The organism is Marinobacter sp. es.048, from assembly GCF_900188435.1.
GTDB lineage: Bacteria > Pseudomonadota > Gammaproteobacteria > Pseudomonadales > Oleiphilaceae > Marinobacter.
In genome coordinates this window covers 440,601-463,897 of sequence record NZ_FYFA01000001.1, presented here as the reverse complement: position 1 = coordinate 463,897, position 23,297 = coordinate 440,601, and the positions used below count along the sequence as shown (strand labels likewise).

Sequence of the window (23,297 nt, the reverse complement as noted above, 5' to 3'; positions counted from 1 at the left end):
GGCGTGTCCTTTGAAGGATCAGCTTTCGGGCTGGTCCTTTTTTCGTCTCAGGTCCAGGGTGAAAGCCAGGGGGAGGACCAGGAGACTGTAGCCGATGATCGTCAGGATGGCGTGTCGGGCGTCGCCGGTCCAGTCGGCGATGAGACCGCCGAGCATGGGTACCGAGAAGGCCAGGGTGTAACCGACCAGGAAGGTGCCGGCGGAGAGGCGGCCGGTTTCTCTGGAGGTGGTAACCAGGGGCGGTATGGCGACCAGGAGAATCAGGAGGATGCCGGCAGTAAGGCTCATCAGGGTGGCGCTGGCGATGGACCACCATCCGGTGAAGGTAATGGCGCCGAGGGTGCCTATGATGCTGATGCCTGCGGTAACGATGATGATGGAGCGTCGCCCGACCCAGTAACGGGCCATTTTTAGCATGGTCAGGGAGGCGAAAACCTGGGCGATGTTGTACCAGAACAAGGCATCGGAGAGTTTGTCGAACTGGCCCTGTTGCTCCAGCAGGTTGCCCATGTAGGCGTTCAGGCCGAAGAACATGGAGCCGGATAGGCCCAGGAGCAGGCCGATTTTGAGGGTCAGGGGGTTGCTCCAGTCTGGCAGCCAGGAGACCTTGCCCACGGGTTTTGCCCGGTCCCGTCTGGGCAGATAAAGTGCGGCTGCAACCAGCAGGGCGGGCAGAGACCAGGCCAGGAGGGTGGTCCGCCAGCTGTTGTCCAGCAGGGGCATGAGTACTGGCAGGGTAACACCGGCGCCGATGAACTCGCCCATCAGCATGCCGTTCATGTAGATGGCGGAGCCGAGCGCCAGGTGGTGAGGTTCGAGCCATCGTGGCAGCAGTGCCGGCAAGGCCGGTTGCATCATGGCGACACCCAGCCCCATGACAGCGCTGGCCAGCATCAATGTGAAAGTGTCGGGTACCAGGCCGCGGCCGGCGGAGCCGATGACCATGATGACCATGGCAAGAGCCAGGGTATTGCGGGGGCCGATCCGGGCGATGGCCAGTGAACCGGGCATGGAGCCGATGGCCAACATCAGGATGGGCAGGGTGGTCAGTGCGCCGGTGAGCGCCTGGGGCAGTGCCAGCTCGTCGCTGATAAACGGTGCCAGGGGCGGTGCCACCAGCACAGGAATACGAAGATAAACGCCTGCCAACCAAAGCAACACCGCCACCGGCAGCAGCTTCGCTGGCGGTGGCGGTGTGGTTGCGGCCTGGTGTTCAGCCACGGCCAAGCGAATCAGTCTTCGCTGGTATCCGGCAGGTAGGCACCGTCTTCGTCGTGGACTTCGCGGCCAGTCACTGGCGGGTTAAAGGCACAAATCAGTCGCATGTCCTCTGTGCCACCGTAGAGGGTGTGCTGGTCATGCTTGTCGAGTGCGTAGAGGGTGCCGTCGGTGATTTCGTGGGTTTCACCGGTCGCTTTGTCCAGGATCTTGCCGTTACCGGCAACACAGTAAACCGCTTCCAGATGGTGTTTGTACCAGAGGTTCAATTCGGCGCCGGCCGGAATGATTGTCTCGTGGAACGAAAAGCCCATGCCATCTTTTTTAAGCAGCATACGGCGACTTGTCCAGCCCGGGCCGGTTACTTCGCGCTCGGTACCGATAATGTCTTGCACTCGTACGATTTTCATTCGCATTCCCCATTTGTGATGGAATAGCTTTTCAGTATAAACATCCCTTTCAGGTTCGGTTCAACCGCCAATCGTCGTAAACGGCCATGGCCTGCTCAATGGCCGCGGTCAATTTCTCCCGCTGGCGTTCGTCGAGAGGTCGCCGTTTTCGGCATTTGTCGAAGGCCCTCTGGATGTCTTGTCGGCTGGTTTTTCCAAGGCTTTCCAGCCAGTGATGGTCTGCTGGCTCCAGGTCCAGCAGGTCTCGTCCGGCGTGATTCCGGTGGCTGATGTGCCACCAGTGATCCACGGCACGCCCCAATACAACATAGCCGAACTGGCTGTCCTGTACAGGGCCGAAGGTGGCTGTTTTCAATCCGTCCCGGAGCACGCCGATGTTCAGCGCCGGCAGGGCGAGCCGGTCGCCGTATAAATAACTGCCGGCGGCACCGATCAGACCGCCCACCAGAGCGCCCGTTCCAAAGGATGACCCGAAGGTTAATGCGTCGATCCCGGCACCGCTGACAGCACCCGCGCCGAAGCCGGCGGTGGCCAGGTAGCGCTTGCTGACGGCCCAGGCTTTGCGGCTGTCTTCCGAAAACAGGTCGTGTTCGCTGTGCCACTCCAGTTCGGCTTCCTGACGGCGGATGCGCTGGTGCTGGTACAGGTGTTCGATATCCACACGCAGAGTCTGTTCCCGCTTGCGCTGGTGACGATACCAGTGTTGGCGTAACTGGTCGGCTAGCGAACCGTCACTGGTCTCGGCAGCCTGGCCGGCGGTCAGGGTGCGTTTCTCCTGGAACGACATCATGTCCTCAAGTGCCCTGGCAATCAGTCCAGCGGCTTGTCGGCGGCGCTGCTTACGCTGAGAAGACAGGTAGTTAGTGGCCTGCTCCAGTGGCGTTTCCCAGTCTGGTTCCAGCTGGCCGAAAGCTCGTAAAAGACCGATATGCTGCTCGAACGGAGCGCGAACGGCGTCGAAACGACGGACAACCTGAAAGAACTGCCCCAGTGCAGCCTGCCAGGTATCGCTGTAGTCGTCGGCACCGATGCTGTTGATCAATGCCAGGCTCGGGCGGCCCGTCCAGCGCAGGATGGTCATTTCCGCCTCATGCTCCGCGCTGTATGGCACCGAGCCGTCCACCACGTAAATGATTCCGGCACCCTCAATCAGGGGCATCAGAAGTTCACATTCATCGGTGAATCGGCCATCGCCCTGATGCTGGGTCACAAAGGCCCTGACAGTGTCCGCGTGGTCAGAGGCGGAGACGCTGTGCGCCTCCAGCCATTCCAATACCCGGCGCGGACGCTGGAAACCGGGTGTGTCCACCAGGGTATAGAGGGTCTGCCCATCCACTTTCAGCGGATAGGCCTGGTGCTTGCGGGTGGTGCCGGGTTCCAGGGCAATGGCGATAGCGTCGTTCTGGGACAGGGTGGCTACTACGCTGGACTTGCCCTTGTTCGGGTGCCCGACCACGGCAAACGTCGGTGCCTGGATCATGGCTGCTCTCCGCTCGCTGAGTAGAGATCCCGCATCTGCAAGGGGGGCAGGGATACCTGGATGAACTCGCTGCCAACCCGCTCGGCAAAGCGGAGCCAGGGCTGAATCTGATGGGCATCCGGCTCACGGTTGCTGTCTGCGGCCAAGGGAACCAGCGCGACCCAGGAGCCACCGGGCCAGGTACCACGGGCGGTCTGCAGAAAGTCCTGCAGTTCACCAGTGGGGGGCTGCCAGCAGCGCACCAGCAGGACGACGGCTTTGGAATGGATTTTCAGTTGCTCGGCGATCCGCTGCAGGGTCTGGTCATCGTCCGACAGGCTGGCACTGCCGCCGGCCCGAAGCACCAGCTGTTTGCCGGACCGAAGCGCCTCTGGCAATTCCGGTTCGCCGGCGCCCGCCCAGCACAGGAGGATGTCGCTGTCAGGCAGCGGCAGCAACTTGCTTCGAGTCCTGGTGTCCGGCAGGTCTTCGGCATCATGATGGCTGTTGCCGGTGTCCAGGGCGGGTGTTTCCATTCGATACATCAGGGCGTGCATGGCCGGATGTCCGGTGAGCAGGCGATGAGCTTTTTGCCGTGTCTGTGCTGAGGCCAAGCCCCACAGAAGCAGGCGTGGCAATAGAACCCAGGTCGCCCAGAGCATGGTGACAAACGGCCACCACTGGCCCCACAGGGCCGGATCAGGACTTTCCGTGGGGTCGCCGGCCCGGAAAAAACGTGTCGCCTCGACCAGGGCAAGATCCGGAGCTGCTGCCGGCCAGGCCCAGGCCCAGGGTGTGGCGACGGTGCTTATTAATCCGTGATAGCTCGCGGCAGCGGTGTCCAGTGTGGTGCTCCAGCCGAAGGCAAGATCCTGAACAACCACCATAGCCAGCAGGGTGATCAGACCGGCGGTGGCGAAAGCAATACCGCCCAGGTGAGCTGCGCTGGCCATCAGGAGTGGCTGGAGTTTGTTGAACATTCCATGGCCAGGATCGGCCCCGAGCCGCCGCGCCAGCCAGCGCCAGGGCTGCCATCCCGCCAGAGATTGCAGGGTGGTGACCAGGGCAAGAACCAGGTGCAGAACCATGAAGGCGAGAAAAACCGTGATGTTGATGCGTTGCCCACCATCGTAAAACAGCAGCCCGGCCATGGTAAGCACGCCTGCGATCATCCCGGCCGCTGAAAAGCCGGTGGTGATCCGGCGCCAGGTTGCCAGGGTCCGGTCTGTGGATGCCGGGGTTGCCCGGGGTCCGCTGAGCCGGTTCAGGTGGGCGAGCCAGCGAGCGGCCTCCGGGGCCACGCCCTGTTCTTCACACACCAGTGCGAACTTGCGGTCCCGTCGATGCAGGAAGGTGGGAGGCTGTGATCTGTCCCGTTGCGCCTGGTTGTCAAACTCCAGCAGCAATCGGAGGGGGCTGTCGGTCATTCAGAGTTCCGGTTTCGAATTCGGGCAGTCGGGCCCGGTCGGGCTTTAGTGCTAGGATATAGGGATACCTGCACCTGATACCAGACAACGAGAGTCCATGCCCCACCATCTGATGAACCTGCGCCACGTACCCGACGACGAGGCCGATGAAATCCGGGCGCTGTTTGATGCCCACGAGGTGGCCTATTACGAAACGCCACCAAGCCGCTGGGGCATCAGCATGGGCGGTTTCTGGGTGCACGACGACGATGAGGCGGCGAGAGCCCGGGCGCTGTTGGATGAGTATCAGCGGCAACGCTATGAAACCCAGCGACGGGCCTACGAGGAGCACCTGGCCCGGGGCGAATCCGGAGGTTTCTGGTTCATGCTCAGGCAGCGGCCAATTCGGACGCTGGCCGCCTGCATTGCCATTCTGGTGATCATGGGCCTGAGCCTGCTGCCGTTCATCCGGATCGGATAGCGGCGCTGGCGTCAGTCATACTGCTGGCGGGCCAGGAATCCGATCGCTTCGTCCACCGCGTCGCCCGCGGTCAGAAAGCTGGTGACATGCCCCCGCAGGTGCATTTCGTAAAGTTCGCTGTACACCTGATGATCCTCGAGTGCTTCCCGGAAACGCTCGGCCTGAGTGAAAGGCACGAGCATATCCATGGCGCCATGAAACAGGAAAAAGGGCGGTGCATTGGAGGTCACATGGCTGATCGGTGATGCCTCGTGATAGGTTTGCGGCATTTCCTGCTGCTCCCCGCCAAGGAATTGTCGTATCAGTTTTCCCGAACCAAACGCCATAAGGTCGGAAGGCAGGCCGCCGGTAACGACGGCATTCAATCGGGTTTCCGGACCGCCGTGGGGTTGGTTCAGGTCGCTGTCGGAGCTTGCCACCAGGGCCATTAATGCAATCAGATGGGCACCGGAGGAGAAACCGAAGCCGCTCACCCGGGTTGTGTCCAGGTGATACTCGTCGGCATGCCGGTTCAGCCACTGCCGGGCCAGTTGCAGATCCTGTAGCTGGCCCGGGAAGGTATGTTCCGGCGCAAATCGGTAATCAATATTCATCACCGCGAAACCGTGACTGGCAACTTCTTCCGCAATCCAGGCCATGTCTTCCCGGGAACGGCGTTGCCAGCCACCACCGTGAACCATCAGAACAACCGGATGACGTCGTTGTGAGACTTGCACGGCCGGTACGTAGAGATCGGCGAACAGTGCTTCTGGCCAATCACTGGGCGAAAACCGCAAGTCTCTCTCCACCCGGAACGAGTTCTCATCCGGAACGTCGGCGCTGGCTGAGCCGTTGTGATGGGTGGCGCACCCTGCCAGCAACAGCAGGCTGCCGATTAATCCGAATAGTCCACCCCGTTTCAATCCCTGTTGATAGCCGGACACTCGCATCTCCTCTCTGAAGCGACTAGAAGCGTTCCACCTGATTTACGAAGGAGGGATAGTGGTGGATGTCGGTCCAGCCCTGTCAGTGGTTTCAAACTCCATTGTCCGACATTCAATACAGTGTCCGATTTTCGGGACAACCTGATTCAGGCCCTTTACTGCGCCATTTCTCCTTGGTTGATTCGCCATCGATTGTCCGGAAATCCGGAAAAATTCCTTTCCCAGAAATGGAAAGATGGATTAAATTTATATAAATCATAAGGATAGCTGATTGGCACAGGATCCGCATGGCGTTCCCGGGGCCGGGCTTGAGGCCAGCTCTGTCTCTGGCCGGCTTCGTTTGCCCCCGGTCCGGGGGCGCCATATACTTCCGTCACTGCACCCGGCCTGTCGGGTGCGAGGGTTATCCAGATGAATGACATTCGACCCGTTGGTGCGCGGTACATGACACAGCTGTTTTCTGAAAACAATAAAAGTGGCCTGACCAGAGACCTGATCGAAGCCCTGTTTCCGATGTTCGAGGAAGCCAGCGCCGGTGCCATCGCCGTAGACTGCGATGCACGGATTACCTGGATTAACAGCAGCTATTCCCATCTCCTTGGCCTGGGCGATCCGGCCACAATCATCGGCAAACCAGTGCGCCAGCTGATCCCTCACACCCGAATGCCGGAAGTGGTTGAAACCGGTAAACCCCTGCTGCTGGACATCATGGAGCACAACCAGCAACAGTTGGTGGTAACGCGCCTGCCATACTACGACGACAACGGAAAAATCGTGGGTGCCGTGGCCTTTGTACTATACGACGATCTTCAGCCCCTGACGCCATTGGTGTCGAAATACCGTCGGTTACACCAGGATCTGGCGGCCGCGCGCAAGGCGCTGGCGAAAAAGGCGCGCGGCACCCGCTACAGCCTCGGTGATTTCGTTGGTGCCAGCCCGGCAGCGCTGGAGGTCAAGCGTCGTGCGCGTTTGGCGGCCGGTCGCGACATGCCGGTTTTGCTGCTGGGTGAGACCGGCACCGGCAAGGAAGTGCTCGCCCAGGCGATTCATACGGTCTCGGGACGTGCGGAGAAACCTTTCGTGGGAGTGAACGTGGCCGCCATTCCGGACAACCTCCTTGAGGCCGAGTTTTTTGGTGTCGCACCCGGCGCCTACACCGGTGCCGATCGTCGAACCCGGGAAGGCAAGTTTCAACTGGCTAACGGTGGCACCCTGTTTCTCGACGAGGTGGGTGACATGCCGTTGCCGCTGCAGGCCAAGCTGCTGCGAGCCTTGCAAGAGGGAGAGATTGAACCGCTGGGCTCCAATAAGGTGGTTTCGGTGGATGTTCGGGTTATTGCTGCCACCAGCCGAAATCTTGAGGTCATGATCTCCGAAGGTACTTTCCGCTCGGATCTTTATTACCGCCTCAATGTCCTGGAGATCCCCATTCCGCCCTTGAGGGATCGACTGGCGGATCTCGGTGTGCTCTGCGAAGCGCTTCTTGAAGAGATCTGCGAGGGTCTGGAATTGCGTGGTGAGATTACGGATGCCGGCGTCTCGGCGCTGGGCAGTTATGACTGGCCGGGTAACATCCGCGAGTTGCGCAACGTCCTCGAGCGGGCAATGACCATGGGTGAGGAAGGTGGCTTGCTTGATGCCGATTCGATCTTCAAGGTTTTGCCTCGCGGAGGGACTCGTCCGGCGTCTTCTCTTGCGGCGCAACCGGTGAGACCGTTGTCCCAGACCCTTGCTGAGGCAGAGGCCCAGGCCATCGAAGAAGCTCTGGTAGCAAGCCGTGGCAACCGCACCCGGGCTGCCAAGTTGTTGGGTATATCCCGATCCGTTCTTTACGAGAAACTGGCCAGACTGTCCTGAAATCCGGACAACTGTCTGTTCATCCGTACAATCTCTTACGACTGAGGTCTAAGGGTGTCCTGAATTTCGGACAACTTATTCTAGGTAGATTCCCGCATAAATGTCTAACATTTTGAAAAATATCGATAAAGTTAAGATGGCATGAGGCCTGCTACATCCGAGGCGCAGGACGTCAGAATAATGCAGAGAACAAGACTGACGCGAACTGTTGGACCCCAAATATTACCTTGTCCGTCTGTTCCTGCATTCTCTGACTATACTCAGTTCAGGCCTTTCTGGTTGTAAGCCGCCAGGCCAGACAAAACAACAAAGTTAGGAGACTTGCCAATGAAACTTCTCAAGGCTCTCACCGGTGTGGCCGGTGCGATTGCTCTTACCACGGGCTCAGCGTTTGCGGACGACCTGCGTTGGAAAATGCCCGTAGCCTTCGCTACCAACCTCCCCGGCCTCGGTTCTCCCGCCGCCTGGGTTGCAGACAACCTTACTACCGCTTCTGATGGCAGCATCCAGGTCCGTGTTTACGAGCCCGGCAAGCTGGTTCCGCCGTTCGATATCCTGCAGTCTGTTTCAGACGGCAAGGTTTCTGCCGGCTACACCTGGATTGGCTATGATCAGGGCAAAGTGCCTGCAATTCCCCTGTTCGCCGCTGTTCCCTTCGGCATGAAGCCGCCTGCCTACATCGGCTGGTACTACTACGGTGGCGGTCATGAAATGCTGCAGGAAACCTATGCCAACAAGGGCTTCAACGTTCACGCACAGCTATGCGGCATCATTGGGCCCGAGACAGCCGGCTGGTATTCCGAGCCCATCGAAACACTGGAAGACTACAAAGGCCTGAAGATCCGCTTCGCCGGTCTCGGTGGTAAGGTTCTCGAGAAACTGGGCGCCTCTGTCACCATGATGCCGGGCGGCGAGCTCTACCAGGCACTGGAGAAGGGCACAATTGATGCCACCGAATTCTCAATGCCTGCCATCGACCAGATCCTCGGCTTTAACCAGGTGGTCAAGTACAACCTGTTCCCGGGCTGGCACCAGCAGTTCACTGCCCAGTACATGCTGATCAACAAGGATGAGTGGAATCGTGCCACCAAAGCTCAAAAGGCTCTGGTAGAGGCTTCCTGCACCGCGGCGACCACTCGTGGTCTGGCCGAGGGTGAGTACAAGAACGGCAAGGTTCTGGCCGAGTTCCAGGACAAGGGCGTTCAGGCCGACCAGATTCCCCGTGATGTTCTGCTCAAGCTGCGGGACGTGACCGAGGAAGTGCTTGAGGAAGAAGCGTCCAAGGATGCCGATTTCAAGCGCGTTTACGAGAGCCAGCAGGAGTTTATGGAATCCTACAAGGTGTGGGATACCCGCGCCTATGTACCGGCGGACCTGTAAGGTTCGGGGCTGACCCAGAGCACCGGATCCAGTTCCGGCGCTCTCTTATTTAGTCTGGATGGCCCTGCGGGGCCATCCTTGTTTCATGGCAGGCTTTGTGAACGAGGAACTGTTGTATGACAGTGTCTGATAAAGGCTCTCCGCCCGAGGTGCATGCATCGGCGTCGGACGCCGGTCAATTTATTCATCATCACACCGAGTTTCCAACAACCTGGCTAAGCCGGGCTCTGGACGCCGTGATTTCTGCAATAGGCAAGAGCGCTTCCTGGCTCTGGATTGTGGTCACGGGCGTGATTATCTACGCAGTGGTGGGGCGCTATGCCTTTGGTATGGGGTCGGTCACCCTGGAGGAAGTTCAATGGCATCTGGCCGGCGCGGGCTGGTTGTTGGGGCTGGGCTACACCCTGGTAACCGATGACCATGTCAGGGTGGATGTGATCCATGAGCGTCTTTCGCTCAAAGGCCAGGCCTGGATTGAACTGTTTGGGCTAGTGTTCCTGTTGTTGCCGTTTTTGGTGTTGGCGGTGTACGAAATGATTCCCTATGCCATGAGCTCCTGGGAACAGGGCGAGACCAGTCAGGCACCTGCCGGTCTTCCTTATCGCTGGATTCTGAAAGGCGTTCTGGCACTGTCCTTTGTGCTTCTGATTATCGCCGCCCTGTCCCGTCTGCTGAAAGTCACTGCCCTGCTTTTAGGCTTTCCGAAGCCAATCCGGGTCGAGTCCGGTGAGAACAAGAAAGAGGATGCGTCCTGATGGAGCTTGAAACCCTTTTCGTAATCGGCATGTTCCTCACCTTCGGGGCGCTGTTGATGACCGGTTATCCGGTTGCGTGGGTGTTGGGTGGCACCGCGGTTATCTGGACCGTCGTTGGTGTCATTGCTGTTGAGAATTTTGGTGCCAACCTGTGGTTTGACTATTCCTCCTCCATGGGGCTGGTACCCGAGCGAATATGGAAGGTGGTAAGCAGCGAAACCCTTGTCGCTTTGCCCATGTTTATCTTCATGGGCATTATGCTTGACCAGTCCGGCGTCGCCGAGCGGCTGATGAACAGCATGGTTAAACTGTTTGGCGCCGTCCGCGGCGGCTATGCGGTCACAGTAATCGTTATCGGCGTTCTGTTGGCTGCGACCACCGGTATCATCGGGGCTTCCGTGGTACTCCTCGGCATGTTGTCCCTGCCGGTAATGATGGAAAACAAGTACGACAAGGGCTTTGCGGTGGGTACGGCCTGTGCCACCGGGACCCTGGGTATTCTGATTCCGCCCTCCATCATGCTGGTCCTGATGGCTGACCGCCTGGCGGTTCCCGAGGCGTCAGTAGGTGACCTGTTCATGGGCGCCTTCTTCCCCGGCCTGATGCTGGGCGCCATGTACGTGGCCTACGCGATTATCCGTCCGATGCTGCAGCCGAACATTGCGCCAGTGCCCGAAGGCACAGAGAAAGTGACCTGGAGCATCGTCTGGGAGGTGGCTAAAGCGGTTGTACCGACGGCCGCCCTGATCCTGGGCGTTCTCGGTTCCATCTTCGCGGGCATTGCAACACCAACGGAAGCATCCGGTGTCGGCGCGCTGGGCGCTCTGTTGCTGGCCCTGATGTCTGGTCGACTGAACCTGAACGTGCTGAACTCTTCCATGCAGCAGACGACGCGCACCGCCGCGTTCATCTTTGCCATCTTTCTGGGTGCCACCGCGTTCTCCGTGGTCCTGCGGGGTCTGGGCGGCGACCAGGTGATCGAGGACGCGCTGTTAGGTCTGCCGTTCGGTCCTTATGGCGTGATTCTGACCATTCTGTTCGGTGTTTTCCTGCTCGGCTTCTTCCTGGACTGGGTGGAAATAACCCTGATCATCCTGCCGCTGGTTGCGCCGGTCGTGCAAAGCCTGGGCTTTGATCTGGTCTGGTTCACCATCCTGTTTGCCATGTGCCTGCAGACCTCTTTCCTGACGCCGCCGGTTGGATTCGCGCTGTTCTACATCAAGGGTGTGGCGCCGCCGGAGATCGCCGTTACCGATATCTACCGTGGCGTTATACCGTTCATCATTATTCAGCTGGCAGCGCTGGCTATTGTGTTCGTGGTACCGGAAATCGCGACCTGGCTGCCCAGCGTGGCTTACGACTAAGGAGAAAATAACCATGCGTCTGGAAAACCGGATTGCTTTGATTACCGGTGCCGGTCGAGGCATCGGCCGGGCCATTGCCGAGGCCTACGGCCGCGAAGGCGCCAAGGTCGCTGTGGCTGACCTGACACTTGAGGCGGCGCAGGATACCGTAGCTGCCATTGAGCAGGCCGGCGGCACTGCCATCGCCCTTGAAATGGATGTGACTGATGAAGATGCAGTTGACGTAAACGTCAACTTTGTGGTTAAACAGTGGGGTGGTCTGGATATTGCCATTGCGAACGCCGGCATCCAGCACATTGATGCGGTGCATAAGCTTGCTTATTCCGATTGGAGCAAAGTGATGAATGTGCATCTTGATGGCGCATTCCTGGTGACTCGCGCGGCACTCAAGCACATGTACGAGAGTGGCGGTGGCACCATGCTCTACATGGGGTCGGTGCATTCTCTGGAGGCCTCTCCCCTGAAAGCCCCTTATGTGGCGGCCAAGCACGGCATGCTGGGGCTGTGCCGGGCGGTGGCGAAGGAAGGTGCGGAACACGGGGTGCGAAGCAACATCATCTGCCCCGGGTTTGTGCGCACGCCCCTGGTGGACAAGCAGATTCCGGAGCAGGCCAAGGAGCTGGGCATTTCCGAAGAGGAAGTGATCAGCAAAGTTATGCTCAAGAACACTGTGGATGGGGAATTCACCACCCTGGAAGACGTGGCAGAGTTGGCCGTTCATCTGGCTGCATTCCCCTCTGCGGCTTTGACTGGCCAGTCCATCGTGGTCAGTCACGGCTGGCATATGCAGTAACATTCAGGAGATATGGATGAGCAATGAAGAACAATCACCGGTAGTCTGGTCTCCGTCGGAAGACACCCTGGCCAATTCGCGCATGGGCCAGTTCAAGACATGGCTTGAGCAGCAGGGCTTTGGCCCGTTTTCCGACTACCACGCACTGCACCAGTGGTCCATTGATGAGCTGGATACTTTCTGGCAGAAAGTCTGGGATTACTTTGGCCTTGTCTGCGATACACCGGCTGAAAAAATGCTGGGCAAGCGTGAAATGCCGGGCGCCGAATGGTTCCCCGGGATGAAGCTGAACTTTGCCGCCAACCTGCTGAGGCTCGCGGATGGTGAGCACCGCGATCGCGAAGCGGTCGTCGCCTACTGTGAAACCCGTCCGGTGCTGCGTCGCACTTATGCCGAACTGAAAGCCGATGCAGGTGCCCTGGAAGCCTTCCTGCGCAACAAAGGCATCAAACAGGGTGACCGGGTAGCCGGCGTTGTTACCAACGGTTATGAAGCCCTGGTGGGGATGCTGGCCGCTACAAGTCTCGGCGCCATCTGGAGTTCTGCGTCACCGGATTTCGGAATTGGCGCTATTCTTGACCGCTTTGGCCAGATCGAACCTTCGGCACTGATCGTCGTGAATGGCTATGGCTACGGCGGAAAAGTGTTTGCGCGCCAGCAGGATTTTGCCGAGCTGATTGCCGGCCTGCCAACGCTCAAGGCGGTTGTCAGTGTCCAGCAACTGCCAGACGAGGCTCCGATTTCCGGCGACCTGGTGAGTACCTGGGAAAACGCCCTCGCCGCTGGTGAAGGGACGACACCTTCATTTACGCCGCTGCCGCCGGATCATCCGGTGTACATCCTCTATTCCTCTGGCACCACGGGCAAACCCAAGTGCATCGTGCACGGCAATGCTGGCCTGCTGGTCAATCATGCCAAGGAGCTGATGCTGCACGGCGACGTTGGCCCCGAAGACCGGTTCCTGTACTTCACCACCTGTGGCTGGATGATGTGGAACTGGCAGGCCTCCGCCCTGATGACCGGCGCCGCCGTGATCACCGTTGACGGCTCTCCGGGTTACCCGAGCCTGAACTTCCTCTGGGACACTGTGGCGGAAGAGAAAGTCACCCACTTCGGAACCAGCGCCCGGTTCATTGCCGGCTGCCGCAAAGGCGAGCTCAAGCCTGCAAAAACCCTGGATCAGAGCAAGCTGCGAGTGGTGTTTTCCACCGGCTCACCGCTGTTGCCGGAAGACTATGACTGGGTATACAGCGATGGCGCTCCCGACGCCTTGCTTGGCTCCATTGCTGGAGGCACGGACATCTGCGGCTGCTTCGTCGGCTCAACGCCGCTGCTGCCTGTTCGTCGCGGCGAAATCCAGTGCCGTTTCCTGGGCGTCGACGCGGTTGCCTACGGCGACGATGGCCAGCCGGTCAGTGAAGGTCGAGGCGAGCTGGTCTGCCGCCAGCCGCTGCCATCCATGCCCGTCAGCTTCTGGCAGGATCCGGATGGCGAGCGCTACCGCGACGCCTACTTCAACACCTTCCCGGGCGTATGGGCCCACGGTGATTTCATCGAATTCACCGAACACGGCGGCGCCATCATCTATGGTCGCTCTGACGCCACCCTGAACCCGGGCGGCGTTCGAATCGGTACCGCGGAAATCTACCGCCAGGTCGAAACCGTGGCTGAGGTCAAAGACAGCCTCGTAGTCGGCCGCCAGATCGATGGCGACGTGGAAGTGGTTCTGCTGGTTGTCCCGGCCGACGGGCAGGAAATCACCGACGACCTGCTGAAACAGCTCAAAATCCGAATCCGCGAAGGCGCCAGCCCGCGGCATGTGCCCAAGCACATCGTGCAGGTGAACGACATTCCGTACACCCGCAGTGGCAAGAAGGTGGAGCTGGCGGTGGCCCGGTTGATCAACGGCTCGAAAAAGGCGGATAACCGGGATGCGCTCGGGAATCCCGAAGCGTTGGATCATATTCGGGAGCGGTTGGCCGAGGTTGGATTGTTGCCCGGTTGAAGGTCTGAAATCTGATGGTGGTTGTCGGATTACGCCGTTGGCTAATCCGAGCTACGGTCAGGTCTAGGCTGATTTTGTTGACAATAATTCGCCGAAGACAGGTGAGATTCGTCTTTCGGAACCCAACTGAAAAGCTTGAATAGCGGGGCGGGCAGAGCCTCCCAAAACTGTGCGGAGCCATGGATGGCGGAGCCCAAGCGTCACAAGGATGTGCCGCAAGGAGCGTGTTTTGGGAGGCTCTGCCCGCCCCGCGTATACTCTGAGGCAATGTTAGAAAGTTTCGTAAATTCCCGCCATTTCATCGTCTTATAACTGAAGATCAGGCATTTTTAGTCCGTTCTTATACTAAGATCGTAACCAAAATTAACGAAAAAATGGTATCTTAGTAGGCCTATCAAAAGTTCCTAATCAGTCATTGCTCAGGTCGGACGTTCAAAAGACGCCTGACCCCGCCATGACCGTCCTGAACCCACCCATTAGCCTGAGGACGAAAATGACATCATCCAAAGCCAAGATTGTCTACACACTGACCGACGAGGCGCCAGCCCTCGCGACACGGTCGCTTCTTCCTATCCTGGAAACCTACGCCAAGCCGGCTGGTATTGAATTCGAAACCAGCGACATCTCTCTCGCGGCGCGTATTCTGGCAAACTTCCCGGATTATCTTGAAGAAGATCAGCGGGTTCCGGATGCCCTGGCCGAACTGGGTGAATACACCAAAGACCCCGACGCCAACATCATCAAATTGCCGAACATCTCAGCGTCCATTCCGCAGCTGCGGGCGGCTATCACAGAGCTGAACGAGCAGGGATACAAGCTTCCCGAATACAAAGAGAATCCTGAGACGGACGAAGAGAAAGAAATCCAGTCCCGTTACGCCAAAGCTCTGGGCAGTGCCGTCAACCCGGTGCTTCGTGAAGGCAACTCCGACCGTCGTGCGCCGGCAGCGGTAAAAGCCTTTGCCCGGAAATACCCACACACCATGGGTGAGTGGAGCCCGGCATCGCGTACCCACGTGGCGCACATGCGTGGAGGCGACTTCTACTCCAGTGAGCAGTCTGTAACCCTCGACAAGGCCACCAAGGCCAACATCGTGTTCGAGAACAAGCAGGGCAAGCAGACCGTTCTGAAATCCGACCTGCCCCTTCAGGAAGGTGAAGTTCTGGACGGCATGTTCATGAGCAAGAAGGCGCTGGTGAAATTCTTTGAGGATGCCATTGCCGACTGCGAGAACACCGGCGTTATGTTCTCCCTGCACGTTAAAGCCACCATGATGAAGATCTCACATCCGATCGTGTTCGGTCACGCGGTGAAGGTTTTCTACAAGGACCTGTTCGACAAGTATGGTGATCTGTTCGATGAGATCGGCGTGAATCCGAACAACGGCCTGTCCAGTGTGGACGAAAAGATCAAGCAGCTGCCGGAATCCAAGCAGGAGCAGATCCAGGAAGATCTGCACGCCTGTTACGAGCACCGCCCGGAAATCGCCATGGTTGATTCCGTCAAGGGCATCACCAACCTGCACGTTCCCAGCGACGTTATTGTTGATGCCTCCATGCCGGCCATGATCCGTAACTCCGGCAAGATGTGGGCCCGGGACAACAAGCTCAAGGACACCAAGGCAGTTATGCCTGAGTCCACCTACGCCACCATCTACCAGGAAGTGATCAACTTCTGTAAGACTCACGGTGCCTTCGATCCTACCACCATGGGTACAGTGCCTAACGTTGGTCTGATGGCGCAGAAAGCCGAAGAGTATGGCTCCCACGACAAGACCTTTGAAATCAAGGAAGACGGTATTGTGCGGGTTGTTGCCGAAGACGGTACAGTGCTGACCGAGCACAACGTCGAGAAAGGCGATATCTGGCGCGCCTGCCAGACCAAGGACCTGCCGATTCGTGACTGGGTCAAGCTGGCGGTCAACCGTGCCCGTGCTACCGGCATGCCGGCGGTATTCTGGCTGGACGACGAGCGTGCTCACGACGCTCAGCTGATCCAGAAGGTAAACACCTATCTGAAGGATCACGACACTGAAGGTCTGGATATCCGAATCATGTCTCCGGTTCGCGCCATCCGCTGGACCATGGAGCGCCTGATTCGCGGCCTCGACACCATCTCCGTGACCGGTAACGTACTGCGTGACTACCTCACCGACCTGTTCCCGATCCTCGAGCTGGGCACCAGTGCCAAGATGCTGTCCATCGTTCCGCTGCTGAACGGCGGTGGCCTGTACGAGACCGGTGCCGGCGGTTCCGCGCCCAAGCACGTGCAGCAGCTGATCCAGGAAAACCACCTGCGCTGGGACTCCCTGGGTGAGTTCCTGGCCACTGCGGTCTCTCTGGACGAGCTGGGCGAGAAACAGAATAACGAGCGCGCGCGTCTGCTGGGTCAGACCCTGGACAAGGCCACCGAGCGTTTGCTGGAAAACAACCAGTCTCCGTCCCGGGTAACCGGCGAGCTCGACAACCGTGGTTCACACTTCCACCTCGCCCGTTACTGGGCAGAAGAGCTGGCCAACCAGGACAGCGACAAGGAGCTGAAGGAGTTCTTCACCAAGCTGTCTTCACAGCTGGAAGAGAACAAGGACAAGATCCTGGAAGAGATGACCGTGGTTCAGGGCAACCCGGCGGATATCGGTGGCTACTATCACCCGCCGATGGAGAAGGTCTGCGAAGTCATGCAGCCTAGCGCCACGCTGAACAGGATTCTTGAAGATGCCCGTGCATCCGTGAAGTAAGTCAGCCTGTAAGCATCCGGTTTATCAGCCGGATGCCCTCGAAAAACCGGACAACCCTGACGGGTTCTCCGGTTTTTTTGTGTCGGCCTCAGTCGTCGGCGGGCTCCTCGTAACCTCTTCCGGTTTCTCCGGCTCGCTTGAGGTTATACATCGTGATGGGTGGGCCAATCAGCTCGAAGAAAACGGTGGAACCGATGATCAGAGGCAGAATAAAGGCGACTTCCGGCAGCCGGTCTGTGGCCACCAGTGCCAGGCCCATGGCCACGCCGGCCTGGGGCAGAAGGCAGGCACCGTTTCGCAGTTTTACCGCGTGGCCCGAATGGGCAAGCTGACCACCCATGGCGCCACCGAGTATCCGTCCGGCGATCCGTGCGGTGACGTACGCGCCACCAAGCAGGCCCAGCGTGGGCAGCAAGTCCCACTCAAGGCTGAAGCCTGCGAGAAAAAAGAAAGTTGCGAGAAACGGCTCGATAATTCCCTCGATAGAGCGGAAGGGCCTTACGTGGTGGTGGGCCCGGTTTGCGACGGTAACGCCCAGTGCCATACAGGTGAGCAGGTAGGACAGTTCCAGCGCCCCCGCTATACCTGCCGCGAGAAAAACAAAGCCGGCGGATTCCAGCAGCATGGGTTCCCCTGGCTTCAGTCGGCCGGTCATCCAGGCCATGGGCAGGCCAAGGAGAACCCCGAGAATCATGGCACCCAACACCTCATAGAAACCGAACCCGATCGACTCGATAACTGCCGAGCCATTACCGGACACCAGTTCCGCGAAAACCAGCAGAATACTGAACAGGATCGCCCCCCAGGCATCGTCGATGGCGACCACCTGCGCGACAACGCGGGTCAGTGGCCCCCTGGATCCGGCCTCACGCATCACATCCAGTGTCGCCGCCGGATCCGTTGCGGTCGCGATGGCAGCCAGTAACAAGGACGCTGTCAGATTTTGAGTGACCAGCCAGACAACCACGAAAATGATCAATGCGGTGACCAGGGTGACCGCGAGGCTCACGATAATCGCTTCCCTACCGTCTTTCAGATCGCGCACCGACATCCGCTCGCCCAGCAGAAATCCCACCATGGCGAGGGTGAGTTCGGTGACCAGCGGGAAGTTGTCACTGACTCGAACCGGAATGATATCGAGGAGTGAGGGGCCGGCCAGCGCCCCCACAAGCAAAAGCAGGGTCACCCGGGGGACATGAACCTTCTGGCCCAGCGTGTGAGCGCCGAGTGCGAGGAGCATGATCCCACCAATCAGAAGAAGGTCGATGGCGTGATTCAAGGCTTACTCCTGATGGAGCGGGAAAAAGCCGCCGTTTACCAGGGCTGCCAGGTCCCGGGGCGCGAGCTCAATCTCCAGGCCGCGTCGCCCGGCACTCACGAAAATGGTCTCGAAGCCCAGGGCTGAGTCGTCGATAAAGGTTTTCAGCTTTTTCTTCTGTCCAAGGGGGCTAACGCCACCCAGGACATAGCCGGTTGTTCGTTCCACCGCCTGTTTGTGAGCCATGGCGGCTTTTTTAGCCTGAGCTGCCCGGGCAATGAGTTTCATGTTGAGCATGGTGGTCACCGGGACAATGACAACCACCAGCTCCTTGCCGTCGATGGCTACAACCAGTGTCTTGAAGACCCGGGCGGGATCCACACCGGTTTTCTCGGCGGCCTCGGTGCCATAGCTCTCGCTGGCAGGGTCGTGATCGTACTCATGGATGGTGTGGGGTACAGCGGCTTTGCGCGCAGCGTTGATGCCAGGCGTCATGCTCGGCTCCTGAAAGACGGCAGAAACCGGGAATTAAAGCAGCTAAGCGGCATCACAACAACTTTCTGGCGTGGACGCAAAACCCGATCCCCGGGCGGATTTTACCGGGCATGACATTTGACGCTCGACTTAACGCCCCGTTATGACTATTTTTCGTACATTGTAAATATTCAAACATCGATTGCGGTGTTCATGGAGCCTTCGTCGTCGAAATCTCAGGGAATGAAAAGCTTGAACGGTAACCGCACACCCCTGCGGCGAGCTGGCTGGGCTGCGCTGGTCTATCTGATTGCCGGCTTTGCCTGGATTGCGTTTTCCGATACTCTCGCGGAGACATGGTTTCCTGACCCGAAAACCCTCTCCGTTATCCAGATCTGGAAAGGCTCTTTCTTTGTTCTGATAACCGGGGTGATTCTCTTTTCTGTGTTGCTCCGCCAACTCACCAAGGATCGGGCTCTGCTCAACCTCCAGCACCGACAACGACAAGCACTCCGCAAGCGCGAGCGTCAGCTCCAGATCCTGATGGACAATCTCCCGGGCATGGCCTATCGCTGCCTTTATGATCCCGACTGGACGATGAAATTTGTCTCCCAGGGATGTACCAAGTTAACGGGTTATGAGCCCGATGAGTTGGTCAACAACCGAGTCATCAGTTATGCGGCGATGGTCAGCGAAGCTTCTAATCAGCAACTGTTCGAGCAAGTCAGAGTGGCCCTGGAAAAAAAAGAATCGTTTTCGCTGGAATACGAGGTCACCCGAAAAGACGGCAGTCGTATCTGGGTTTGGGAGCGGGGGCGAGGCGTTCAAGAGGATGATGGTTCGCTCTACCTTGAAGGCATCATTCTGGACATCTCTGACCGCAAACTCCTTGAGACCGAACTTGAGCAAATGGCAACTCGGGATCCCCTGACCGGTCTTCTGAACAGACGGGAAATGTCCCGGGTGCTGGATGAGGAGCTTCAGAGAGCTCGACGTTACCAGCGACCCATGGCGGTGCTCTGGGTGGATTTCGACCATTTCAAGGATGTGAACGACACCTTTGGCCATGCCGCAGGCGACTCGGTCCTTCGGTCCATCAGTCGTCTGTTGCTGGGCAGCGTCCGCAGCGTCGATTCCATCGGTCGGTTTGGCGGCGAGGAGTTCGTGATTGTTTTGCCTGAAATGGATCTGGAGGAAGCTCAGGATACGGCCGAGCGTTTGCGGCGCAAAGTGGCCAAAGAGCCACAGCCGTTGGGGAATGGCGAGGCGGTGCCCCTGACCATTAGCGTGGGCGTTGCGGTCTATCCGGATCACGGGCAGACTGCTTCGACACTCTGTGCCGCCGCCGACAAAGCCATGTACCTGGCAAAGGATCGGGGCCGCAACTGTGTCGCCATGGCGCACCTGCATGACCAGGTCCATAATCAGTAGTGAGACCCGTGTCCCGGCCAGGTGTAGGAGGTGACGTCCGCCTTGCTGCGGCCCGGCCAATGTGGCCCGGGCCGGTTCTGTTGAACATAGAAAAACAACAATCGTACTGAAAAAGGTTTGAGCCGATGAACCGACTTGCCCGCCGTGCCCTCCACACCAGCCAGATTCCCGAGGACCTTGAAACCGTAACCTTCCGGGACGCCGCTGGTGAAAACCCGGCTGCTGCCGGCGTCAGCCAGGAGACGGTTGATGCTCTATGGCGCAGCGTCCAGAGCCTTTACCGGACCGGCGTGCATCCGGGGATCCAGATCTCCATCCGCCACCGGGGTGAGCAGGTGCTGCACCGGGCGATTGGCCATGCCAGTGGCAATGGCCCCCATGATCCGCGAGATGCGGTTAAAGTCCCGATGACCACCGATACGCCGATCTGCTACTTCTCTGCCTCCAAGGCGGTTACCGCACTGCTGATGCACATGCTGGCAGAGCAGGGGCTGGTGAACCTGATGGACCCTGTGTCCTACTACTGTCCGGAGTTCGGCGTTAACGGCAAGCGGACAATCACCGTTCACCAGATTCTCTCCCACCGGGGTGGCATTCCGGCCATTCCGAGGGAAACGCCGATTGATGTGCTGTGGGACAACGATGAAATCTGGCGTCTGCTCTGTGCCGCACGACCGGTGGAAGTGGATGGTGCCAAGGTGGCCTATCACGCCATCACCGGCGGTTTTGTCCTGCAGCGGGTACTGGAGCGCGTCACAGGCGACACCATTGAAAAATACCTCGATAAGCACTTGCGTCGGCCCATGGGCATGAAGTGGTTTACCTATGGGATCGCCCCGGAGCATCTTGATGACCTGGCCTGCAATTACGCCACCGGACCAACACCGCGTTTCCCGGTTTCCTGGGTTGTTAACCGTGCGCTGGGTGGCGATATCCGGACAGTCGAGCGGGTTACCAATGACCCGAGGTTCCAGGAAGCGGTGATTCCGGCGGGAAATCTGTGCGGAACCGCCGAGGAAATGGGCCGCTTCTTCCAGATGATGCTGAATGGCGGGCTCTGGAACGGCCGGAGAATCTGCAGCGAAATCACCATTCGACGGGCTATTCAACAGTTCGGTTCGCTACAGATAGACCGCACCATGATGATACCCATGCGCTTCAGTGCCGGCATGATGCTGGGTGGCAATCCGGTGGGTCTCTGGGGCCAGAACAGCCGGTTTGCTTTCGGTCACGTGGGTCTGATCAACAAGCTGTGTTGGGCGGATGCGGCCCGTGATATTTCGGTCAGTCTGCTGAACACCGGCATCCCGATCGTCGGTCATCACCTGCCGGCACTGGCGAAGTTCGTGTATACCGTGGGCAACCGTTTTCCGTTGATACCGGAACACCGGCGACCGCTGATCGCCGCCTGAGGCGACGGGCTCAGAGAGTCCTGAGTTGGGCTTCGAGTATGCCCAGCACCGATGACAGAATGTCCCTGAAATCCGTCAGGGTCTGGGTGCGCTGGATCACGTCTTCGCGGTTTTCATCGAGTCGCTCAAGTTTGGGTACAACCCGGCGGATGCCTTCGGTGATGACCTCATAGGGGTAATGGTGGTCCTGGATACTGAGCTTGTTTATCTCGGCCACTTCCTGGCTGAAGATGCTGATGATGTCGTACAGCATGTCCTTGTGGTGAATGCTGCTGGCTTCCCAGTAGGCATCGTCCAGCAGTTCCAGCAGCGACAGATATTCACGGAGGGTATCCGCCACGGATGTCTGGGTCATGGGAGCTCCTGTCGGTGGGCAATGTCTTATCTACAGGGAACTATAGCAGGGGTTCTGTCGTCTGGATGACAGGAGGTCCGGCAGGGCTGAAAATAAAAATGAAACTCTATTCATTTTAATTGCACTTTGTCGGACCGTTGTGCAGACTTGCGTGATGGGAAAAGGATCTATCACGACTCAATGGACGAGAAGCCGAATGGACAAGCCCTCACCCCCCAGCCACCAGTCAGCCTCTCGCGAGGTCAAGCTGGACCACCACGACAGCGTTCGCAATCATGTGCATAAGCAGTTGCGATCTGAAGTTGAACGGCTTGAACGCCGAATCGAAACCCTGCGTCTTGTCAAAGCACCCCATGCGGCCATTATGATCTCCACCTATGAACGGATGATCGACCGCAAGAAAGGCTTCCTGCAAAACTGGGACCTCAGGGATGGCGGCGCCAGCTAGCGCTCGGCGATAGCCACCGTTGACCAACTGGTAACGGCGTCCGCGTCTTCCTGGTAGGTGCAATTGGCCGGATTCGGTATCTTGTCCTGCTCCTCCGCTGAGTCAGGATCGTCAATGCGAGCCGGCTCACCATCCGAGGCAAAAATTCTGACCAGCTCCATGTTGTAATCCAGCTCGATCCTCAGGCAGTCCGGATGGTTGTCATCCTGGGCATAGCCGGGATAGCGGTTGAGTTCGATCACTTCCGATTCGTCATTCTTTATAAACAACGTATCGGTGTTCTCGTCGATGAAATCCTGGCGTAATTCGATGCTGCCATAGGTGCGGCTCAGGTAGTCCGCGGTTGCAAACTCGGTGGGACTATAGCCCAGCGTGACGAAGCTGTTGGCATCAAACCGGCTGCCTGCCAGCACGCTGACAAGTTCCGGCTGGGCCGACTGGTCTGCTTTCTCAACGCTGCGGCTGACATACTGGATCGTGCGATACACCTTGTTCTCGAGATCCGAGCCTTCCGGGCCATCCGGCAGGTAGCGCCAGTCAAGGGTGGGATAGATCCAGAGCTGGTCGTTCAGGGGCAGATCGGCAATCACAGCCGACTGCTCTGTGAACCGGATTTGCGCGCCGTTGCCCCGGGTGTTGTAGGTGCCCGCGACGCCATCGGCAATTCGTTGGCTGATGTACCGTTTGCCTTCCTGGAAATTGGTGACTTCGCCGGAAGCCAGCACCTGATTCATCAGGTCCAGAGGGTTGCGCACGCTGTCATAACTCGTGTCGGACTCCGTTGCTGTGGCGCGAATAAATATCCTGATGTGGCTGCGTATTTCGCTGGTGGTATCAAGGTCGTCGGACTCTTCTGCCGCGGGCTGGATGCCGCGGTAAAAATCCCAGAAACGGGTGTGACTGAGGTTGTCCGGGGCCACTTCAGTGTTCTGCAGGTCAAAGCTCGAGAACGTCAGATCCACATTGGTAGCCGGATTGAACGCTGAAGGGCCTGTATCCTCAAGTCCGCAGCCACTCAGGAAAAGCGTGGTCATGGAAACAGCGGCGAAAATGCAGGAATGTCTCATTTCAGAAGGCCCCGGGATGCGAAAAACGGTGTGATTGGCTAAAGTGAACCTCCGGGGCGGTCTA

At 58.5% G+C, this 23,297-nt stretch carries 20 protein-coding genes; 11 read left to right on the top strand and 9 right to left on the bottom strand.

Annotated elements, in window-relative coordinates:
* Positions 1-18: 18 nt before the first annotated feature.
* From CFT65_RS02210 to CFT65_RS02195, 4 genes are read right to left on the bottom strand one after another with little or no spacing between them, the layout of a single operon-like run.
* Positions 19-1,221: a CynX/NimT family MFS transporter gene (locus tag CFT65_RS02210; protein WP_088828128.1), complete on the bottom strand. Its 1,203-nt coding sequence runs from the start codon at positions 1,219-1,221 to the stop codon at positions 19-21.
* An 11-nt stretch (positions 1,222-1,232) separates the two neighbouring features.
* Entirely contained in the window at positions 1,233-1,628 is a 396-nt protein-coding gene (locus CFT65_RS02205; RefSeq protein WP_008176749.1) for an ectoine synthase, read from the bottom strand.
* A 49-nt stretch (positions 1,629-1,677) separates the two neighbouring features.
* Complete coding sequence (locus tag CFT65_RS02200; protein WP_088826409.1) at positions 1,678-3,108, bottom strand: GTPase/DUF3482 domain-containing protein; 1,431 nt, start codon at positions 3,106-3,108, stop codon at positions 1,678-1,680.
* A complete protein-coding gene (locus CFT65_RS02195) occupies positions 3,105-4,514 on the bottom strand; it encodes a DUF2868 domain-containing protein (protein ID WP_088826408.1) in 1,410 nt (469 codons plus the stop codon). The genes CFT65_RS02200 and CFT65_RS02195 overlap by 4 nt, the downstream gene beginning before the upstream one ends.
* Before the next feature lie 97 nt (positions 4,515-4,611).
* On the opposite strand from CFT65_RS02195, the gene CFT65_RS02190 reads away from it, so the two are divergent.
* Positions 4,612-4,974, top strand: coding sequence for a DUF6164 family protein (locus CFT65_RS02190; protein ID WP_064229392.1), 363 nt, complete (start codon positions 4,612-4,614; stop codon positions 4,972-4,974).
* Between the two features lie 11 nt (positions 4,975-4,985).
* Here the strand turns inward: CFT65_RS02190 and CFT65_RS02185 are convergent, their stop codons facing one another.
* Complete coding sequence (locus CFT65_RS02185; RefSeq protein ID WP_088826407.1) at positions 4,986-5,903, bottom strand: alpha/beta hydrolase; 918 nt, start codon at positions 5,901-5,903, stop codon at positions 4,986-4,988.
* A gap of 438 nt (positions 5,904-6,341) precedes the next feature.
* Between CFT65_RS02185 and CFT65_RS02180 the strand changes: the two genes are divergently transcribed.
* The 7 genes from CFT65_RS02180 to CFT65_RS02150 all read left to right on the top strand — a co-directional run bounded on the left by CFT65_RS02180 (position 6,342) and on the right by CFT65_RS02150 (position 16,788).
* Positions 6,342-7,754 carry a sigma-54 interaction domain-containing protein gene (locus CFT65_RS02180; RefSeq protein ID WP_088828127.1) on the top strand — a complete coding sequence of 471 codons (1,413 nt, stop codon included), beginning with the start codon at positions 6,342-6,344 and terminating at the stop codon, positions 7,752-7,754.
* 327 nt (positions 7,755-8,081) lie between these two features.
* The gene (locus CFT65_RS02175) at positions 8,082-9,134 is read left to right on the top strand and encodes a TRAP transporter substrate-binding protein (protein ID WP_088826406.1); all 1,053 of its coding nucleotides are present in this window, start codon (positions 8,082-8,084) and stop codon (positions 9,132-9,134) included.
* Between the two features lie 116 nt (positions 9,135-9,250).
* Positions 9,251-9,889, top strand: a complete 639-nt coding sequence (locus tag CFT65_RS02170) for a TRAP transporter small permease subunit (RefSeq protein ID WP_088826405.1) — start codon at positions 9,251-9,253, stop codon at positions 9,887-9,889.
* Positions 9,889-11,253, top strand: coding sequence for a TRAP transporter large permease (locus CFT65_RS02165; protein ID WP_088826404.1), 1,365 nt, complete (start codon positions 9,889-9,891; stop codon positions 11,251-11,253). The genes CFT65_RS02170 and CFT65_RS02165 overlap by 1 nt, the downstream gene beginning before the upstream one ends.
* Positions 11,254-11,266: 13 nt before the next feature.
* Positions 11,267-12,046, top strand: coding sequence for a 3-hydroxybutyrate dehydrogenase (locus CFT65_RS02160; RefSeq protein ID WP_088826403.1), 780 nt, complete (start codon positions 11,267-11,269; stop codon positions 12,044-12,046).
* Between the two features lie 16 nt (positions 12,047-12,062).
* Positions 12,063-14,051 carry an acetoacetate--CoA ligase gene (locus CFT65_RS02155; protein WP_088826402.1) on the top strand — a complete coding sequence of 663 codons (1,989 nt, stop codon included), beginning with the start codon at positions 12,063-12,065 and terminating at the stop codon, positions 14,049-14,051.
* A 493-nt stretch (positions 14,052-14,544) separates the two neighbouring features.
* Positions 14,545-16,788: an NADP-dependent isocitrate dehydrogenase gene (locus tag CFT65_RS02150; RefSeq protein ID WP_088826401.1), complete on the top strand. Its 2,244-nt coding sequence runs from the start codon at positions 14,545-14,547 to the stop codon at positions 16,786-16,788.
* An 88-nt stretch (positions 16,789-16,876) separates the two neighbouring features.
* Here CFT65_RS02150 and CFT65_RS02145 read toward each other — a convergent pair whose 3' ends face one another.
* Together CFT65_RS02145 and ybaK are read right to left on the bottom strand one after the other, a co-directional pair.
* Positions 16,877-18,067: a cation:proton antiporter gene (locus tag CFT65_RS02145; RefSeq protein ID WP_088826400.1), complete on the bottom strand. Its 1,191-nt coding sequence runs from the start codon at positions 18,065-18,067 to the stop codon at positions 16,877-16,879.
* Positions 18,068-18,070: 3 nt separating this feature from the next.
* Complete coding sequence (gene ybaK / locus CFT65_RS02140) at positions 18,071-18,541, bottom strand: Cys-tRNA(Pro) deacylase (protein ID WP_088826399.1); 471 nt, start codon at positions 18,539-18,541, stop codon at positions 18,071-18,073.
* Positions 18,542-18,763: 222 nt separating this feature from the next.
* Here ybaK and CFT65_RS02135 point away from each other — a divergent pair, with 222 nt between their 5' ends.
* Positions 18,764-19,951 carry a GGDEF domain-containing protein gene (locus CFT65_RS02135; protein ID WP_088826398.1) on the top strand — a complete coding sequence of 396 codons (1,188 nt, stop codon included), beginning with the start codon at positions 18,764-18,766 and terminating at the stop codon, positions 19,949-19,951.
* Between the two features lie 125 nt (positions 19,952-20,076).
* Entirely contained in the window at positions 20,077-21,363 is a 1,287-nt protein-coding gene (locus CFT65_RS02130; protein WP_088826397.1) for a serine hydrolase domain-containing protein, read from the top strand.
* Between the two features lie 10 nt (positions 21,364-21,373).
* Here CFT65_RS02130 and CFT65_RS02125 read toward each other — a convergent pair whose 3' ends face one another.
* The gene (locus CFT65_RS02125; RefSeq protein ID WP_008176786.1) at positions 21,374-21,718 is read right to left on the bottom strand and encodes a hypothetical protein; all 345 of its coding nucleotides are present in this window, start codon (positions 21,716-21,718) and stop codon (positions 21,374-21,376) included.
* A 196-nt stretch (positions 21,719-21,914) separates the two neighbouring features.
* On the opposite strand from CFT65_RS02125, the gene CFT65_RS02120 reads away from it, so the two are divergent.
* A complete protein-coding gene (locus CFT65_RS02120; protein WP_088826396.1) occupies positions 21,915-22,166 on the top strand; it encodes a hypothetical protein in 252 nt (83 codons plus the stop codon).
* Here the strand turns inward: CFT65_RS02120 and CFT65_RS02115 are convergent.
* Complete coding sequence (locus CFT65_RS02115) at positions 22,163-23,233, bottom strand: hypothetical protein (RefSeq protein ID WP_088826395.1); 1,071 nt, start codon at positions 23,231-23,233, stop codon at positions 22,163-22,165. The genes CFT65_RS02120 and CFT65_RS02115 overlap by 4 nt on opposite strands.
* Positions 23,234-23,297: the final 64 nt, after the last annotated feature.

Coding starts and splice junctions, on each gene's coding strand:
- CFT65_RS02120 (WP_088826396.1), top strand. CDS start 21,915: ATGGACAAGCCCTCACCCCCCAGCCACCAGTCAGCCTCTCGCGAGGTC.
- ybaK (WP_088826399.1), bottom strand. CDS start 18,541: ATGACGCCTGGCATCAACGCTGCGCGCAAAGCCGCTGTACCCCACACC.
- CFT65_RS02195 (WP_088826408.1), bottom strand. CDS start 4,514: ATGACCGACAGCCCCCTCCGATTGCTGCTGGAGTTTGACAACCAGGCG.
- CFT65_RS02115 (WP_088826395.1), bottom strand. CDS start 23,233: ATGAGACATTCCTGCATTTTCGCCGCTGTTTCCATGACCACGCTTTTC.
- CFT65_RS02205 (WP_008176749.1), bottom strand. CDS start 1,628: ATGAAAATCGTACGAGTGCAAGACATTATCGGTACCGAGCGCGAAGTA.
- CFT65_RS02185 (WP_088826407.1), bottom strand. CDS start 5,903: ATGCGAGTGTCCGGCTATCAACAGGGATTGAAACGGGGTGGACTATTC.
- CFT65_RS02135 (WP_088826398.1), top strand. CDS start 18,764: ATGAAAAGCTTGAACGGTAACCGCACACCCCTGCGGCGAGCTGGCTGG.
- CFT65_RS02125 (WP_008176786.1), bottom strand. CDS start 21,718: ATGACCCAGACATCCGTGGCGGATACCCTCCGTGAATATCTGTCGCTG.
- CFT65_RS02150 (WP_088826401.1), top strand. CDS start 14,545: ATGACATCATCCAAAGCCAAGATTGTCTACACACTGACCGACGAGGCG.
- CFT65_RS02155 (WP_088826402.1), top strand. CDS start 12,063: ATGAGCAATGAAGAACAATCACCGGTAGTCTGGTCTCCGTCGGAAGAC.
- CFT65_RS02190 (WP_064229392.1), top strand. CDS start 4,612: ATGCCCCACCATCTGATGAACCTGCGCCACGTACCCGACGACGAGGCC.
- CFT65_RS02165 (WP_088826404.1), top strand. CDS start 9,889: ATGGAGCTTGAAACCCTTTTCGTAATCGGCATGTTCCTCACCTTCGGG.
- CFT65_RS02160 (WP_088826403.1), top strand. CDS start 11,267: ATGCGTCTGGAAAACCGGATTGCTTTGATTACCGGTGCCGGTCGAGGC.
- CFT65_RS02170 (WP_088826405.1), top strand. CDS start 9,251: ATGACAGTGTCTGATAAAGGCTCTCCGCCCGAGGTGCATGCATCGGCG.
- CFT65_RS02180 (WP_088828127.1), top strand. CDS start 6,342: ATGACACAGCTGTTTTCTGAAAACAATAAAAGTGGCCTGACCAGAGAC.
- CFT65_RS02200 (WP_088826409.1), bottom strand. CDS start 3,108: ATGATCCAGGCACCGACGTTTGCCGTGGTCGGGCACCCGAACAAGGGC.
- CFT65_RS02175 (WP_088826406.1), top strand. CDS start 8,082: ATGAAACTTCTCAAGGCTCTCACCGGTGTGGCCGGTGCGATTGCTCTT.
- CFT65_RS02130 (WP_088826397.1), top strand. CDS start 20,077: ATGAACCGACTTGCCCGCCGTGCCCTCCACACCAGCCAGATTCCCGAG.